Origin of the sequence: Ideonella dechloratans, assembly GCF_021049305.1 — a bacterium.
In the GTDB taxonomy this organism is placed as follows: Bacteria; Pseudomonadota; Gammaproteobacteria; order Burkholderiales; family Burkholderiaceae_C; genus Ideonella; species Ideonella dechloratans.
Genome location: NZ_CP088082.1, coordinates 303,132 through 316,565, shown reverse-complemented (window position 1 = coordinate 316,565; position 13,434 = coordinate 303,132). Strand labels below are relative to the sequence as shown.

Annotated in this window: 10 protein-coding genes; 8 read left to right on the top strand and 2 right to left on the bottom strand. The window is 70.5% G+C overall.

Annotation, left to right across the window (positions count from 1 at the left end):
* The first annotated feature begins 49 nt into the window (after positions 1–49).
* From hppD to fahA, 3 genes are read left to right on the top strand one after another with little or no spacing between them, the layout of a single operon-like run.
* A complete protein-coding gene (gene hppD, locus LRM40_RS19400) occupies positions 50–1,126 on the top strand; it encodes a 4-hydroxyphenylpyruvate dioxygenase (RefSeq protein ID WP_151123221.1) in 1,077 nt (358 codons plus the stop codon).
* The gene (locus tag LRM40_RS19395; protein ID WP_151123222.1) at positions 1,123–1,713 is read left to right on the top strand and encodes a VOC family protein; all 591 of its coding nucleotides are present in this window, start codon (positions 1,123–1,125) and stop codon (positions 1,711–1,713) included. Before hppD ends, LRM40_RS19395 begins: the two co-directional genes overlap by 4 nt.
* Complete coding sequence (gene fahA / locus LRM40_RS19390) at positions 1,710–2,996, top strand: fumarylacetoacetase (protein ID WP_151123223.1); 1,287 nt, start codon at positions 1,710–1,712, stop codon at positions 2,994–2,996. The genes LRM40_RS19395 and fahA overlap by 4 nt, the downstream gene beginning before the upstream one ends.
* Positions 2,997–3,015: 19 nt before the next feature.
* On the opposite strand, the gene LRM40_RS19385 is transcribed toward fahA, so the two are convergent.
* On the bottom strand, positions 3,016–4,893 hold the full coding sequence (locus LRM40_RS19385) for a diguanylate cyclase domain-containing protein (protein ID WP_151123224.1): 1,878 nt from the start codon (positions 4,891–4,893) through the stop codon (positions 3,016–3,018).
* A 140-nt stretch (positions 4,894–5,033) separates the two neighbouring features.
* Here LRM40_RS19385 and LRM40_RS19380 point away from each other — a divergent pair, with 140 nt between their 5' ends.
* The 5 genes from LRM40_RS19380 (at position 5,034) to LRM40_RS19360 (ending at position 11,204) form a co-directional block, all read left to right on the top strand.
* Entirely contained in the window at positions 5,034–7,106 is a 2,073-nt protein-coding gene (locus LRM40_RS19380) for an ATP-dependent helicase (protein ID WP_151123262.1), read from the top strand.
* A 129-nt stretch (positions 7,107–7,235) separates the two neighbouring features.
* Complete coding sequence (locus tag LRM40_RS19375; protein ID WP_151123225.1) at positions 7,236–9,755, top strand: sensor domain-containing diguanylate cyclase; 2,520 nt, start codon at positions 7,236–7,238, stop codon at positions 9,753–9,755.
* 75 nt (positions 9,756–9,830) lie between these two features.
* Positions 9,831–10,283: a GNAT family N-acetyltransferase gene (locus LRM40_RS19370; RefSeq protein ID WP_151123226.1), complete on the top strand. Its 453-nt coding sequence runs from the start codon at positions 9,831–9,833 to the stop codon at positions 10,281–10,283.
* A 25-nt stretch (positions 10,284–10,308) separates the two neighbouring features.
* Positions 10,309–10,713: a hypothetical protein gene (locus tag LRM40_RS19365; protein ID WP_151123227.1), complete on the top strand. Its 405-nt coding sequence runs from the start codon at positions 10,309–10,311 to the stop codon at positions 10,711–10,713.
* Positions 10,714–10,772: 59 nt separating this feature from the next.
* Positions 10,773–11,204 (top strand): PACE efflux transporter, encoded by a 432-nt coding sequence (locus LRM40_RS19360; protein ID WP_310734152.1) that lies wholly within the window; start codon positions 10,773–10,775, stop codon positions 11,202–11,204.
* Positions 11,205–11,216: 12 nt separating this feature from the next.
* Here LRM40_RS19360 and LRM40_RS19355 read toward each other — a convergent pair whose 3' ends face one another.
* Positions 11,217–13,415 carry a C1 family peptidase gene (locus tag LRM40_RS19355; protein ID WP_151123228.1) on the bottom strand — a complete coding sequence of 733 codons (2,199 nt, stop codon included), beginning with the start codon at positions 13,413–13,415 and terminating at the stop codon, positions 11,217–11,219.
* Positions 13,416–13,434: the final 19 nt, after the last annotated feature.

Genomic DNA, 13,434 nt, shown 5'->3' with positions numbered 1-13,434 from the left:
CACCCGATTCGTCACACCCGCAATCTGAACGCACTCGCAAGGAGTTGTCATGGTCAATCATGACGAGAACCCGATGGGCCTGATGGGCTTCGAATTCGTCGAATTCGCCTCGCCCAACCCCGGCCAACTGGAAGAACTGTTCCCCCGCATGGGCTTCACCCTGGTGGCCCGTCACCGTTCCAAACAGGTGCTGCTGTACCGGCAGGGCGGCATCAACTTCATCGTCAACAACGAGCCCCACAGCCAGGCCGCCTATTTCGCGGCCGAACACGGCCCCTCGGCCTGCGGCATGGCCTTCCGCGTGCGCGACGCCCACCAGGCCTATGCCCTGGCGCTGTCGCGCGGCGCCCAGCCCGTCGAGATTCCGACCGGCCCGATGGAGTTGCGCCTGCCGGCCATCAAGGGCATCGGCGGCGCACCGCTCTACCTGATCGACCGCTTCGAGGACGGCAAGAGCATCTACGACATCGACTTCGAGTTCCTCGAAGGCGTGGACCGTCACCCCGTGGGCTTCGGCCTGAAGGTGATCGACCACCTGACCCACAACGTCTACCGCGGCCGCATGGCCTTCTGGGCGCGCTTCTACGAAAGCCTGTTCAACTTCCGCGAGATCCGCTACTTCGACATCCAGGGCGAATACACCGGCCTGACCAGCAAGGCCATGACCGCGCCGGACGGGATGATCCGCATCCCGCTGAACGAGGAATCCAAGAAGGGATCGGGCCAGATCGAGGAGTTCCTGATGCAGTTCAACGGCGAGGGCATCCAGCACGTGGCCCTGCTGACCGACGACCTGCTGGCCACCATCGACCAGCTGGCGCTGGCCGGCATCCCCCTGATGACCGCGCCCAACGACGCCTATTACGAGATGCTCGACGAGCGCCTGCCCGGCCACGGCCAGCCGGTGAGCGAGCTCCAGACCCGCGGCATCCTGCTGGACGGCAGCACGGCCGGCGGCTCGCCCCGTCTGCTGCTGCAGATCTTCTCGCAGACGCTGCTGGGCCCGGTGTTCTTCGAGTTCATCCAGCGCCGGGGCGACGACGGCTTCGGCGAAGGCAACTTCAAGGCCCTGTTCGAGTCGATCGAGCGGGACCAGCTGCGCCGCGGCGTGCTGGAGACAGCATGAACATCGCCCCGCCCCTGCCCGCCCTGCCCTTCCGGCTGGGCGGCGTGCACCATGTGGCCTATCGCTGCAAGGACGCCAAGGAGACGGTGCTGTGGTACCGGCGCATGCTGGGCATGGACTTCGTGCTGGCCATCGCCGAAGACAGGGTGCCCTCGACCAAGGCGCCCGACCCCTACATGCATGTGTTCCTGGATGCCGGTGGCGGCAATGTGCTGGCCTTCTTCGAGCTGCCGACCCAGCCGCCGATGGGCCGGGACCCGGCCACGCCGGCCTGGGTGCAGCACATCGCCTTCAAGCTGCCTGACCGCGCCGCGCTGATGGCCGCCAAGGACCACCTGGAAGCCAAGGGGGTGGAGGTTCTGGGCGTGACTGACCACAGCCTGTTCCACTCCATCTACTTCTTCGATCCCAATGGCCACCGGCTGGAGCTGTCCTGCCCCGACCCGGACGAGGCCGCCCTGCAGGCCCGGCTGGATGAAGTGAAGTGGGACATGCTGGAAGAGTGGTCGCAGACGCGCCGCGCACCGCGCCATGCCGCCTTCCTGCACGAGCGCGAGCTGGGCACGCCGGTGGAGATGGGCCGATGAGTGCTTACCCGACCGACTCCACCCACGCCCCGGACGCCCTGAGCTGGGTGGCGAGCGCCAATGCCCCGGACAGCGATTTCCCGCTGCAGAACCTGCCCTACGGCCGCTGGCGACGCCCGGGCGAGACCGCCTGGCACCTGGGCGTGGCCATCGGTGACCAGGTGCTGGACCTGGCCGAGGCCGGCCTGCTGGCCCATGCCGACATGAACCGGCTGATGGCCGCGCCGCTGGCGGAGCGGCGCGGCCTGCGCCTGGCCCTGTTCGAGGGCCTGCGCGAATGCAGCCCGCAGCAGGCGGCCTGGGCCCGCGCCCTGCACCCCGTGGCGGGGCTGGAGCTGGGCGTGCCCTGCGAGATCGGCGACTACACCGACTTCTACGCCAGCATCCACCACGCCACCACGGTGGGCCGCCAGTTCCGGCCCGAGCAGCCGCTGCTGCCCAACTACAGCTGGGTGCCCATCGGCTACCACGGCCGGGCCTCGTCCATCGTGGCCAGCGGTCAGCCGGTGCGCCGCCCGGTGGGGCAGACGCGTCCGCCCGAGGGCCAGAGCCAACCCCGCTTCGGCCCCAGCGCCCGGCTGGACTACGAGCTGGAACTGGGCCTGTTCGTCGGCTCCCCCAACGCGCTGGGCGAGGCGGTGGACCTGGCCCAGGCCGAGACCCACCTGTTCGGCGTGACCCTGTTCAACGACTGGAGCGCGCGCGACCTGCAGGCCTGGGAATACCAGCCGCTGGGCCCTTTCCTGGCCAAGAACTTCGCCAGCACCGTCTCGCCCTGGGTGGTGACGCTGGAGGCACTGGCGCCGTTCCGCGCCCCGCTGCAGCGGCCGGACAACCAGCCCGCGCCCCTGCCCTACCTGAGCAGCGCGGACAACCAGCAGCAGGGCGCGTTGGACATCGTGCTGGAGGTCTGGCTGCAGACGGCGGCGATGCGGGCCGCCGGCCACGCGGGGGACCGCCTGTCCACCAGCAACGCGGCCGATGCCTTCTGGACCCCGGCCCAGCTGCTGACCCACCACACGGTGAACGGCTGCAACCTGCGCAGCGGCGACCTGCTGGGCACCGGCACGCTCTCGGGCCCCGCGCCCGAGCAGGGCGGCTCGCTGCTGGAGCTGAGCGCGGGCGGCAAGCAGCCGCTGCAACTCAGCAACGGCGAGCAGCGCAGCTTCCTGGAGGATGGCGACACGGTGATCCTGCGCGGCTTCTGCCAGCGGCCGGGCTGGCGCCGCATCGGCCTGGGCGAATGCCGGGGCACGGTGCTGCCGGCACGCACACCGCGCTGAGCCCGCGGCGGCGTGGGCCTCAGTCCACGCCGCCGCCGCAGCGGCTGCCGCGGCGCCGGGCCTTGTCCTCGTACATGTCGCCATCGGCGTCGCGCACCAGCTGCTCCAGGTCCTCGTGGCCGCCGCAGAACAGGCGGATGCCGACGCTGGCCCCATGGGCATGGCGCACTTCGCCCCACTCGAAGGGCTGGCCCAGGGCCCGCTGCACCTTGTCGCGCACGGCCTGTGCGGCCTGCTGGGCATCGTCCTCGGCCAGGCCCAGGCCTTCGCAGATGATGACGAACTCGTCGCCCCCCAGGCGGCCAACGGTGTCGCTCTCGCGCACCACCGCCTGCAGCCGCTGGGCCACCTCGGTCAGCAGCCTGTCGCCCACCGCATGGCCATGGCGGTCGTTCAGGTCCTTGAAGTGGTCCAGGTCCACGAAGACCACCGCGGCGTGGTCACCGGTGCGCCTGGAATGCTGCTGGGCATGGTGCAGCCGCTCCATCAGCAATCGGCGGTTGGGCAGGCGGGTCAGCGGGTCCCGGAAGGCCATGTCCCGCACCTCCTTCTCGATGGCCTTCTGGCGGGTGATGTCGCGCGCAATGCGCGAGGTGCCCAGCAAGCGTCCCTCCCCGTCCCGCACGGGCGAGAGCGTGAGCGCCACCGGAATCCGGTGGCCGTCCTTGTGCAGACGCTCGGTCTCGAAGGGCTCGATCGTCTCGCCCTGGCGCAGGCGATCCAGCAGCGTCAGCTCCTCGGCCAGACGCTCGGCCGGGAACAGACGGGCCAGCGGCTGGCCCAGCATCTCCTCGGCCAGGTAGCCGAACAGGTGCTCGGCCGCCGGGTTCCAGCTGGTGACCCGGCCGTCCGGCGTGGTCGCGATGATCGCGTCGCGCGAGGACGTGACGATGGCCTCGCAGCGGCTCTCCGCCAGATCGATGGCCCGTCGTGAACGCTGCAGCAGAGTCAGCACGGTGAGGAAGGCCGCCGCGATCGCGGTCAGCGCCAGACCCAGCACGCTGGCGTCCACCCGGTTCCAGCCCTTGGGAAAGTCGGTCTCCGGCAGACCAACCAGCAGGTAGAGGTCGTGCCCGCGCACCAGGCGGTAGGCGTTGATGCGGGCGATGCCGTCCACCGCCGTCACCGCCACGTACTCGCCCTGCTCGGGTGCTGCCTGCACCATCTGGCGCAACTGGGCCGATACCTCGCTGCGCCCCACCCCAGCCTGGGTGCCGCCCGGCCAGGGCCGCCGGAACACCAGGGCCAACCCATCGCGGGTGCGCAGCGTGGCCGCGCCGGTGCGGCCAAGGTCGATGCCCTTGAACACCGGCTCGAACTGCTGGATGGCGAACTCCACATGGGCCATGCCGCCCAGGCGGCCGACCGCGTTGTGCCAGGGCATGGAGAAGACCATCACCCAGGGGCCCTCGCTGCCGTGCCGCACCGGGCCGGTCTGCAGCACGCCATCGGTGCGGCGCCAGTCCAGGCGGTCCACGTCGGGCAGCAGGGGCGGTGGCCCCTTCAGGGCTGGCCAGACGCCGACCAACTGACCGTGAGCATCGGTGAGGTAGAGCCGCTGCACCACCGGCGCAGCCTTCACCATCGCCTGCAGTTCGCCGGCCAGTTCGGCCGAAGCCGGCAGCGGCTGGTCCTGCACCCGCAGCACCACCAGACGCAGCAACATGTCCACCCGCCCCAGCACATCACCCACGCGGCCTTCCAGCAGGCGCGCCAGGTTCTGGGTGGCCGCAGCGGCGCGCTCTCTCTGGCGCAGACGCTCCTGCCACATCGACACGGCCGCCAGCGCCACCACCAAGACCGCCACCGTTGAGGTGACGATGGCCGCGGCCAACACCAGGGAACGGCGGGAAGGATCGCGCGCGCCAGGAACGGAGCCGAAAGAACCGAAAGGCATGCGGGTGTCTTTCTCCGAGTAGCATCCTGCGGGGTTGCACTGCAGCGACAAAGTGTTGCATAGGCACTTCCGGCTGTCCTGAATGACTTCTGTGCAATATGCCCCAAGCCGGCTCGGGTACTGAGGTTGTATCCAGTATGCTGTCAGTCTCGATGAACCCTGCCGATGCCCCCCTTGCCGACCCGCTGGAAACGCTGAACCCCGAGCAGCGCGCCGCCGCCTGCCACCAGGGCGGCCCGCTGCTGGTGGTGGCCGGGGCCGGCTCGGGCAAGACGATGACCCTGGCCGCGCGGGTGGCCCACCTGGTGCTGCAGGGCGCCGACCCGCAGCGCATCCTGCTGCTCACCTTCTCGCGCCGCGCCGCGCTGGAAATGCAGCGCCGCACCGGCCACCTGCTGCACCGCGCCCTGGGCCTCAAGGGCACGCAGGCTGCCCCCGCCCTGCCCTGGGCCGGCACCTTCCACAGCGTGGGCGCCCGGCTGCTGCGCGAATCGGCCGAGGCCCTGGGCCTGTCGCCGCAGTTCAGCATCCTGGACCGCGGCGACGCCGAAGACCTGATGGCCTGGGTGCGCCAGGAACAGGGCCTGTCGGCCACCGAGCGGCGCTTTCCGATGAAGGGCACCTGCCTGTCCATCTACTCGCGCTGCGTCAACAGCCAGGCCCCGCTGGCGGCCGTGCTGGCCCAGGCCTTTCCCTGGTGCGCCGAGTGGGAGGACGAGCTCAAGCGCCTGTTCAAGGCCTATGCCGCGGCCAAGCAGGACCAGCAGGCCCTCGACTACGACGACCTGCTGCTGTCCTGGCTGCTGATGCTGCAGGAGCCCACACTGGCCGCGGCGCAGTCGGCCCGCTTCGACCATGTGCTGGTCGACGAGTACCAGGACACCAACCGCCTGCAGGCCGGCATCCTGCACGCCCTCAAGCCCACGGGTGAGGGCGTGACCGTGGTGGGCGACGACGCACAGTCCATCTACGGCTTTCGCGCCGCCGAGGTGCGCAACATGCTGGACTTCCCCGCCCACTTCACGCCACCGGCCCGGGTGCTGACGCTGGAGCGCAACTACCGCTCCACCCAGCCCATCCTGGACGCCTCCAACGCGGTGATGGCGTTGGCGCCCGAGCGCTTTGCCAAGACGCTGTGGACCGACAAAGCGTCGTCCGCCCAACCCCGCCTGGTGACGGTGGAGGACGATGCCGCCCAGGCCCGCTGGGTGGCCCAGCAGATCCTGGCCCGGCGCGAGGAGGGCATGACGCTCAAGCGCCAGGCCGTGCTGTTCCGCACCTCGCACCACAGCGCCACGCTGGAGCTGGAGCTCACCCGCCGGCGCATCCCCTTCGTCAAGTTCGGCGGGCTCAAGTTCCTCGAAGCCTCGCATGTGAAGGACGTGCTGGCCCTGCTGCGCTGGGCCGACAACCCGCGCTGCCGGCTGGCCGGCCTGCGCACCGCGCTGCTGGTGCCCGGCATCGGCCCGGCGCATGCCCGCCGCCTGCTGGACGCCATGGACGCCGCCAGCGACCCGGCCGCCGCGCTGCGCGCCTACGTGCCGCCCGCGGCCGCGGCCACCGACTGGCAGGCCCTGGCCACGCTGTGGCTGGCCCTGCGCCAGGACGCGGGCACCGGCTGGCCCGGCGAGCTGCAACGCATCGTCGACTGGTACGCCCCGCACCTGGAGCGGCTGAACGACCACCCGGTGCCGCGCCTGGCCGATCTGGCCCAGCTGGTGGCCATTGCCGGCAGCCACCGCAGCCGCGAGCGCTTCCTGACCGAGCTGGCGCTGGACCCGCCCGAGGCCGGCAGCGACACCGCCAGCGATCCGCTGCTGGACGAGGACTACCTCATCCTGTCCACCATCCACTCGGCCAAGGGCCAGGAGTGGCAGGCGGTGTACCTGCTCAATGTGGTGGACGGCTGCATCCCCGGCGACCTGGGCGTGGGCACGCCCGAGGAGATCGAGGAGGAACGCCGTTTGCTCTACGTGGCCATGACCCGCGCCCGCCAGCACCTGGACCTGATGGTGCCGCAGCGCTTCTACGTCACCCAGCAGGGCCGGCACGGCGACCGCCACCTCTACGGTCCGCGCAGCCGCTTCATTCCGGACGCGATGGCCGCCGAGCACTTCGAGCGCATCAGCCCCCGCGCCGATGGCGCCCTGCCGACCGCCCCGCCGGCCGGCTTGCTGGACCTGCGGGCCCGGCTGCGCGGACAGTGGGACTGACACCACAGTCCCTTCACCGGCAGCGCGCATGTCGCGGAAATTCCGCTTGGGTGATGGGCAACATGGTGTCATGCTTAAATCTGTCCCAGCTGCCGCGACCGATACCCCGTGCCTGCCCCCGAGTTGCCCATGACTGACGAAGAACAGCGACTGGCGCGACTGCGGGCCCTGATGGTGCTTGACACCGAACCGGAGCCGCTGTTCGACAGCCTAGCTCGGATGGCCTCGCAGGCCTGCGGCACGCCCATCGCCCTGATCAGCCTGATCGACGCAGGCCGGCAGTGGTTCAAGGCCAACGTGGGACTGGCATCGGTCCGAGAAACACCACGCGAGGTGGCCTTCTGCGATCACGCCATTCGCAGCGATTCGGTGATGGAGGTGCCCGACGCCTGGTCAGACGAGCGTTTTCGCGACAACCCGCTTGTGCAGGCGGCCCCGAACATCCGCTTCTACGCCGGGGCCCCGCTGTGCATGACAACGGGCGAACGTGTCGGCACGTTGTGCGTCATCGATCATCAAGCCCGGCAGCTGCTGCCTGCGCAAAAGCAATTGCTGGCCGATCTGGCGCAACTGTCGGTGCAGGCGCTGGAGATGCGCGAACGGGCCATTCGCCAATGCCTGACGGTGCGCAGTGACGCCGAACAGGCCCTGGCCCGCAGCGAACACCGGCTGACCGCCATCCTCGACGCGCAAAGCGAACTGGTCTCCCAGGCCTCGCCGGATGGGCGCCTGATCTACCTGAACCCGGCGTATGCGGCCTTCTTCGGATGTCGCGTGGGCGACATGGTGGGGCGGAGCCTGTATGACTGGGTCGATCCGGCGGACCGCGAGGCGGTGCGTCGGCAGATCGCGCATGTCCTGGCCACCGGCGAAACCACCACCACCAGCAATCGGATGAGCAGCCCGGACGGGCAGGCGCGCTGGGTGTCCTGGACCAACACGCGCCAGACGGGCCCCGACGGCAGTTTCCTCCTGCATTCGTCCGGTCGCGATGTGACTGAGCATGTTCAGGCCGAGCGTGAACTGGCCCACAGCCAGGCCCTGCTGGAACGCACCGGAGCGGTTGCGGGCATCGGGGGCTGGGAGCTGGACCTGCGCAGCAACACCATTCACTGGACCAGTCAGACGCGCCGCATCCATGAGGTCGGCCCGGACTACCAGCCCACGCTGGAGACCGCCCTGGCCTTCTACGCCCCTGATTCACGGCCGCACATCGAGGCGGCCGTGCGTGAGGGCCTGGCGCTGGGACAGCCCTGGGATCTGGAACTCCAGATGGTCACTGCCCGGGGGCGGACCATCTGGGTGCGGGCGGTCGGCGAAGTCGAGTTCGAGAACGGGCAGCCGGTGCGCCTGTTTGGTGCGCTGCAAGACATCACCGAGCGGCGGGCCGCTGAGCAGGTGCGCAAAGAGGTGGCGGCCATCTACGAGCACACGACGGACTTCGTGCTGCAGGCGGACCCGGCCCTGCACATCGGCTACATGAACCCTGCTGCAGCCCAGGCCTTGCTAGGCCGTCCATGGTCTCCGGGCGAGGTCTGGGACATCCGGGATCTGATGCCGGCGGCCACCCGCGAGCAGTTCTCGCAGGAGATCCTGCCCGCCCTGCAGCAGCAGGGGCTCTGGGACGGCCGCTCCGCCGTGCTGCGCGCCGATGGCCGTGTCGTGCCGGTGTCCCACCTGGCCATTGCCCACCGCGAGCCCGGCGGCCCGGTCAGCCGCTATTCGGTGATTCTGCGCGACATCTCGCAGCTGGTGGCCGCCGAGGCCGAGCGTGAGCGCCAGGCCGGCACGCTGCGCTCCGTGGCCAATGCCATCCCCTCGCGAGTCGCCGTGGTCAGCCCGGACGGGCGCTACATCTTCGTCAACCATGCCTTCGCGCGCTGGATTGGCTCGCCGACCCAGCCCATCCTGGGCCAAACGCCCCAGGCCGTGCTGGGACAGGCCGAGTTCGAACGTCGCCGACCCATGATCGAGCGGGCCCAAGCCGGCGAGCCGGCGCTGTTCGAGTTCGTCGAGGAAGGTCCTGCCGGCCTTCGGCACATCGCGATCGAATACCTGCCCCTGAGTACGCCCGAAGGCGAGCGAGATGGCTTCGTCGTGGTGGCCCAGGATGTGACGGAAGCGCGCCAGGAGCAGGCAAGGCTCGAGCTCCAGGCGATGACCGATCCGCTCACCCAACTGCTCAACCGTGCCGGTTTCGAGCGGCGGATGGAGAACCACCTCGACGCCCACCTGAGCGAGCACCTCGCCGTGCTCTACGTCGACCTCGACCATTTCAAGCCCGTCAACGACACCCATGGCCACGCGGTGGGCGATGCCTTGCTCCAGCAGGTGGCACGACGCCTGGTGCGGCTGGTGCGTCCCTCCGACGTGGTGGCCCGCCTGGGGGGCGACGAGTTCGCCATCGCCCTGCCCGGCATGGCCAGCCTGCTTCAGGCCCGGCGGGTCGGACAGGCGGTGGTCGATGCACTGGGCCAGCCCTTCACCCTGCCGGGCGGTCCGAGCTTGCAGATCGGTGCCAGCGTAGGCGGGGTGGTGGGCACGGCGGTGCGCAGTTCCTGGCCCGAACTCGTCGCCCATGCCGACCGGATGCTCTACGAGGCCAAGCACGGTGGCCGCCGCACAGTCAAGGTTCAGGCCGTCGATTGAAGCCAAGGTCCGCCAGATCGCCCGAGGTGAGAAAGGGAACGACGATCCCGGCCCGCATTGTGTATCGTGGCTCCCATGCCTTCGATGATCCGTGAAGCCCGGCCCGCCGATCTGCCGGCAGTGGCCGAGTTGTTCGACCTGTACCGGCAGTTCTACAAGCAGGCCCCCGATGCCGAGGGCGCACGCGCCTTCATCGCCGCGCGCCAGGCCCGGCAGGAATCCGTCATCCTGCTGGCCGAGACCGGCACCGGGCCGCTGGCGGGCTTCTGCCAGCTCTACCCCAGCTTCTGCTCGGTGGAAGCCGCGCCCATCTACGTGCTCTATGACCTGTTCGTGCGGCCCGGTGCCCGCCAGGGCGGCGTGGGCCGCGCCCTGCTGCTGGCGGCCGAAGCCCGCGCGGCGGCCGACGGCAAGGTGCGCATGGACCTGACGACGGCCCGCAGCAACCAAGCCGCCCAGGCGCTGTACGAATCCCTGGGCTGGGTGCGCGACGAGGTCTTCCTGGCCTACGCGCGCCGCATCGGCTGAGACCATCGTTCGCATCGGCCCGATCATGAGCCTGGACCTTCTGCTGCGCAGCCTCGCCCTGTGCGTGGTGCTGGCCGGCGTGGAGACCCTGCACGGCATCGCCCGCACCGTCTGGCTGGTCCCTGCGCTGGGCAAGGACCGGGCGCTCAAGCTCAGCATCGTCACCGGCTCGCTGCTGGCCTTCGGGGTCTGCCTGCTGCTGGTGCCCGGCATCGGCCTGCACGGCCCGGTCGCCCATCTGGGGTTGGGCCTGGGGCTGGCGGGCTTCATGGCGCTGTTCGATCTCGCCCTGGGCCGCTGGGTGCTGCGGCGCCGCTGGTCCCAGGCCCTGGCGGATTTCGACCCGCGCACCGGCAACCGGCTGGTGTTCGGCCTGGCTCTGCTGGTGGTCTTCCCGCTGCTGGTGTCCTGGCTGCGGCCACCGGGTTGACCCACCGCCATGCCCATGCGGGCGAACAGAGGCCGCGGGCTTGCTATGCTCGCGGCCCCATGCCTTCCATGACCCCACTGCAGCGCCGCGTGCTCCAGGCCGTGCTCTACGAAACCGGCGCCGTCGCCATGACCGGCCCCATCGTGGGCCTGTCCTTCGATGCGGGCGCGGGCTCCTCCCTGCTGCTGGCAGTGGTCATGTCCACCATCGCCCTGGCCTGGAACTACGTCTTCAACGCCGGCTTCGAGCATTGGGAGCGGCGCCAGGCCCGGCGCCAGCGCACCGTGTGGCGGCGCCTGCTGCACGGCATCGGCTTCGAAGGCGGCCTGGGCCTGATGCTGGTGCCGCTGATGGCGGTCTGGCTGGACATCCCGCTGTGGCAGGCCCTGGTGGCGGAGATCGGCCTGCTGGCCCTGTTCTTCCTCTATGCCGTGGGCTTCACCTGGGCCTTCGACCGGATCTTCGGCCTGCCCGAGTCGGCCCGCGGCTGAGAGCCCGAGCCGTCAGTCGGCCAGGCGTTCCACCTTCACCTTGGCCGGTCGGTCCGGGTTGACGATGGCGCCCAGGGCCTGGCCGATCAGGTCCACCGCGTTGTCGAAGCAGCCGTGGCTGGCGCGGATCTGCCGCTGACCGTCGGAGACGCTGCGGGCGCTGAGCACATCCAGCCGCGCCCCCGCCGCCGCCTGGGTGGCCCAGAAGGCCTGCCACTGACGCAGCTCGGCCAGGCGGTCGGCCGCCCAGAGATCATCGGCAGCGCGGGGCTGTGCGCTGGCCGGGTCGAAGGCCCGGGCCATGCCCAGCAGCGGCATCTTGTGCACGTCCTCGAAGGCTCGGCTCACCAGGTAGAGCAGGGACTTGCGGTAGGGCCCCACGCTGTCGTCCTGTTCGTTGGCATCGGACAGCACATGCAGGCTCAGGCGCTCAGGCGCCAGCACCTTCTTCTGCAGCGCGGGGCGCAGGTGGTCCAGCGCGAAGCGCACCGTGCAGGCGGGGGCGAACAGACGCAGGCTGGCCGCCGTCAGGCGGGCGGACTGCAGCAGCGGCAGCATGGCCCCCAGCAGGATGGCGCCGGCCGAGTGGCCCATCAGGTGGATCTCCAGCTCCGGGCGCGCCTTCTGCAGCCGGCGCAGCTGCGCCACCATCTGGCGCACGCCGCCCTGGGCATGCTCGCTGGCCCGCTGGGCGTTGAGCTTCATCTGACTCCACATCGCCCCACCGGGGCCGCGCAAGGCGGGCTCCAGCATGCGGTCGCTGACCTGGGTCAGGCGGTCCAGCCAGCCCCGGGCCGGCGCGTTCTCGATCTGCCCCAGGCCATGGCGGGCGGCCTGCTCCTCCACCAGGTCCCCCAGGGTCTCCAGCGGGCCGGAGCGCCAGGTGATGAACAGCGGGTAGATGCCCTGGGCCAGCATGTAGGGCGCCATCACCCGGATGCGGCGGATGGCGTCGGCCTCGCTGTTGAGGCCCCCGTGGGCATAGATCAGCAGCTTGGCCGGGCCTTGCGCGGGCAGCGCGGCCAGGGGCCGGTGCAGCACTGCGGCCTCCAGGGCGGCGGCGGCATCCTCGGCCGTGATGTCGTTGCGCACGGCAAAACCGCGGTCCAGCACCACGGTGTGGCGGTAGGCCGAGTCGGGGTCCAGTGGCCGGCAGGCCGCATCGCGCAGGTCGCGGTAGCGGCGCGCCAGCGCATCCTCGGCGCCCACCAGGCCGGCGGGCCGCTCGGTGCCCGCCCGGTCGCCAGCCGAAGGCGATGGCAGCAGGAAGCGCGGTGAACGTGCCACCGCGGCCGGGCTCTTGCCGCGGCCGCGTGGGGCCGTGGCCTGGGCCAGCTGTGCCGGCACGCCCAGCGTGAAGACCCACGCATCGCTGCCATGGTTCACCCAGTCGGCATAGGGCAGCAGGGCAAAGCCCTTGGAGCCCCAGCCCGGCCCCCAGGAGTTCTGCACCACGAAACCGCGCTCGTTGTAGCCCACCAGGGCGAAGGCGTGGCCGCCCGGGTCCTTGGGCTGGGCCACGGCCTGGATGGCCACCAGATCGGCATGCCCGCGCAGACGCTTGCCGGTGGGCACGGCCCATCCCTCGTGCACCGTGCCCGACACGTACAGCGCGCCGACCTGACGGATGGCGGCCTGCATGTCCACCACCGAGCGCACGTCCACCCGGTAGTACACGCCCAGCGTGGTGCGCAGGGCGTCCACGTCCCAGTTGCGATCGGGATCGTCGGGCTGCGTCGGGTCCTCGGCGGGTGTCACCGGCAGGCGCTGGCCCTTCTTGTTCACGGCATAGGGCCACAGCGCACTGGCACACACGCCGTGGCGCTGCCAGCCCTTGAGCGCCCCGCGGCAGCTCGAGCCCTCGTAGTCTTCACCCGGCCATTCGTCGTACAGGCGGGCCAGCTGGTAGAGCATGGCGGGGCTCACCTGCCGGCGCTCGGCGGCGTCCGCGCCCACATTGCGCAGGAACAGCAGGTAGTTGATGACGGCGGCCAGGCCGAAACCGGTGCAGGCCCCGTCCTGTCCCTGGTCCAGCACCAGGCCCTGGGCGGCATAGGTCGGCAGCAGCCGGGCCACGTCCTCGTCGCCGGGCCAGGCCGCAGGCAGGCTGCCCAACTGCGGCTGGAAGGCGCGGTCGCGCAGGTCCAGGCGGTCGGGCCGCGCGTCCAGGGTCAGGCTGCGCTGGCCGATCACCACATTCTTGGTGGGCATGGTGGATCTCCTCCGGAAC